At 35.7% G+C, this 3,774-nt stretch carries 3 protein-coding genes; all 3 read left to right on the top strand.

Features of this window, described 5'->3' with window-relative positions; genetic code table 11:
* The coding region (locus AC1DUW_RS23250) for a YqcI/YcgG family protein (protein WP_477643566.1) at positions 1-561 on the top strand (561 nt) is incomplete at its 5' end.
* Positions 562-873: 312 nt separating this feature from the next.
* A complete protein-coding gene (locus AC1DUW_RS23245) occupies positions 874-1,500 on the top strand; it encodes an FMN-dependent NADH-azoreductase (protein ID WP_098175008.1) in 627 nt (208 codons plus the stop codon).
* Positions 1,501-1,620: 120 nt separating this feature from the next.
* Positions 1,621-3,417, top strand: a complete 1,797-nt coding sequence (pepF, locus tag AC1DUW_RS23240) for an oligoendopeptidase F (protein WP_477643565.1) — start codon at positions 1,621-1,623, stop codon at positions 3,415-3,417.
* Positions 3,418-3,774 lie beyond the last annotated feature (357 nt).

Below are 3,774 nucleotides of genomic sequence, written 5' to 3'. Positions count from 1 at the left end.
TATATTACACAGGAAGATTGGTCCAATCTCCCAAAAGCTGTGGAAAGCTTTCTAGACTTATTCCAGGAACCTCCATATGTCAGACATGGTTTGTTTGTTTTTATGGAGCCAGAAAAGCAAGAAGGAGATTTAGAATTATATCGAAAACGATTTTGGGATATCCTTCAGTATCTTCATATAAATGATAAGAAACCTTGGCCAAATGAAAAGCCAAAAGATCCGGATCATTATTTATGGGATTACCATTTTGCAGGGGAACCAATTTTTATCTTTGGTAATGCACCTGCATATAAACAGCGTAAAACCCGTGATTTAGGAAATAGTCTTGTACTGGGCTTCCAACCCCGAATGATCTTTGAAGGATTAGAAGGTACAGAAAAAGGCGGAATCATGTCACGTGAAAAGGTGCGTGAACGAGTAGAAAAATGGGATAATCTCCCGAAACATCCGGATATCAGCCACTTTGGCGATGTAAATCATAATGAATGGAAACAATTTTTTATTGGTGATGATATTGAACCGATAAAAGGAAAATGTCCTTTCAATCATAAAGAGTTATAAACGAGAGTATTTGCTCTCGTTTATTTATTTGCTCTTTTCTTCTATATTATATGCTTGTAACTGTTAAAAAGGGGATTTAGAAAGTTCACCATGACTCTAGAACTCCGATATTTATTTCTTTATATGTCTGTAAAGTATCTAAAACACAAAATATAGTATATAACCCTTAAAACATATATCTTGTTTTATTTTATTAACACAATTATAATGTGTATGTAGGAATTGCAGTTACTTCGAGATATCTTGATTAAATATTTTGATTAAAACTGTGCTATTCACATACACATATTAATTACAATTGGGGGAACCAACATGTCTAAAGTATTATTAATCAAAGCAAACGACCGTCCAGCAGAGCAAGCAATCAGCGTGAAAATGTATGAATCGTTTTTAAGCACATATAAAGAAGCAAATCCTAACGATGAAATTACTGAATTGGATTTATTCAAACTCAACCTACCATATTACGGAAACACAGCAATTACAGCGATATTCAAACGCAACCAAGGTATGGAATTGACTGAAGAAGAATCAAAAGAAGCGGATAACGTGCAACAATACTTGAACCAGTTTCTTGCTGCTGATAAAGTAGTATTTGCATTCCCATTATGGAACGCTACGGTACCGGCTCCTCTTGTAACATATATTTCTTATCTTGCTCAAGCAGGTACAACATTTAAATATACTGCGGAAGGCCCAGTTGGTCTTATTCCTGAGAAAAAAGTGGCTGTACTTAATGCTCGTGGTTCAGATTATGCTTTACCAGGAATGGATGCTGCTGAAATGGCAGTGAAATTTGTAACAATGAATCTAAACCTATGGGGGATAACGAATCCAGAAACAGTTGTTATCGAAGGGCACAATCAATATCCAGACCGCACACAAGACATTATTGCTGAAGGATTGGCGAAAGTTGTAGAAGCTGCAGCTAAATTCTAATTATATTTTATGTAATAACCAGTATGTATTTTTAGCATACTGGTTTTTTTATGCAGATTTTTCTGAAAGTCGCTTATAATAGAGGGTAAGCCTATAAGTATGAAAGGAAGTGCCAATAAAATGCAAACGTACAAAACACGTGACGAAATCAAAGGGGAAGAAACTTGGAATCTAAATGATATTTACGATAACAAGGATAAATGGGAAAAGGATTATCAAGAAGTCCTTAAGATGACAGAAAAATTAAAAACCTATGATGGACAAATTCAGACAGCTCAAGACTTGTTTGAGTATTTAAGGTTAAGTGAGGAACTTGGTTACATTTATAATAAACTCTATGTATTTGCAATGCTGCAAACAGATTTGGATACAAGGGTTACTTCATCACAGGCTTTGCTTGATCGGGCAAGTCAGTTAGGTCAGAAAATTAGCAATGCTTCTGCATTTTTCATGCCATTTCTTTTAAGCCTAGAAGAAAAAACGCTAAAAGGGTACATAAAGGAAATCGAGGGTTTGAAATATTTTGAAGAAGATTTACTGGATTCTTATCGCTATAAAACCCATGTGTTAACGAAAGAACAGGAAGAGGTCCTTTCCCAAATAGGTGAAGCCTTTTCAGCACCACAAAAAACATTCGGGATGATCAACAATGCTGACATTAAGTTTGGAGAAGTGACAAATGAAGACGGCGAAAAAGTAGAGCTGACCCGAGGATTATATTCAAAATTGATTGAAGATGACAATCGTGATATTCGAAAAGAGGCATACATTGCGTATTATCAGCCATATGTACAACTGAAAAATACGATTGCTTCAACACTTTCAACAGCAATCAAGAATAACGTGAATCTCTCTAAACTAAGGAACTACCCTTCTGCCTTAGAAAAATCATTGTTCGGTGATCAAGTTCCAAAAGAGGTATATGATAACTTAATTATGTCTACTAAACAAAATATAGGACCGATGCATAAATACATCCAGCTGCGGAAAGACCTTTTGGGTGTAAATGAATTGCGTGCATACGATTTAAGTGTGCCATTGGTCGAAGGTGCAAAAGAAGAAATATCATATGATGACAGTTTTGCTTTAATGATTGAGGCGTTGAAACCGCTGGGTGAAGAATATACTTCTATCTTAAAAACCTTTAAAGAAAATCGCTATATTGATGTCAGAGAAACACCTGGAAAACGGTCTGGGGCTTACAACTTAGGACTTTATGGTGTTCATCCATTTATCTTACTAAATCACCGTGATGATCTTGACAGCGTATTTACACTTGCGCATGAATCTGGCCATGGAATGCATTCATACTATAGCTCAAAATATCAACCGCAAATAACAGCAGGCTATTCCATTTTTGTAGCGGAAGTGGCTTCTACGGTGAATGAAATTCTGCTGATTCGCCATTTAATTAATACAACAAAAGACGTTCAAAAGAAAAAGCACTTACTTAACCATTTTATCGATAGCTTTAAGGGAACTTTCTTCACACAGGTGATGTTCGCAGAATTTGAAAAGATCGTTCACGAGAAGGCAGAAAATGATGAACCACTAAATGCCGAGGTGTTTAACACAGCTTATGAAACAATTTTCCGAACATATAATGGTGATGAAATAATTTTCGATGAAGAAGTGAAGTATGGCTGGTCACGCATTCCGCATTTTTATCGTCCATTTTATGTGTATAAATATGCTACAGGTTACGTTTCAGCTATTACAATTGCAGATAAAATTCTTTCCGGAGATCAAAAAACCCTCGAAAGTTATTTGACCTTCTTGAAAAGCGGCAGTTCTGAATTCCCGTTAGAACTGCTCAAGAAAACAGGCGTAGATTTAACTAAACCTGAGCCTATTGAAAATGCGATGAGGATTTTCAGTGATTTAGTAGAACAATTCACAGAGCTGACAAAGGGCTAATGTAAACCATTTCTTCCAAAAGAGCCCATGGTATGATGAAATAAAAAATGCTATAGTAAGACTATTGGCAAATGAGAGGCCCAATCTTTTGATTGGGCCTTATTTTATATGTTAAAGAAGAGATATTGTCACGAGGCAGGTTTTACATAAAAAGCCTAGAGCCTTGGTTATTCATCGCAATAGCGCCTATCTAATGGGCCAGTTCTTTATACATCCAAAGGCATATTTTGTGAGGAAAGTGAAAAATGAATTCAACGGTTAACTATATAAAAGAATGGCAACAGGCACTTCAACTTGAAATTTTGCATTTAAAAAAATACGGAAGCACAAAATATCTTGTTTCGAATGGCCATTTAC

Source organism: Peribacillus sp. P4_C12, assembly GCF_056402095.1.
Note: the sequence above shows the minus strand (reverse complement) of the source record. Positions and strands in the feature narration are given on the sequence as shown.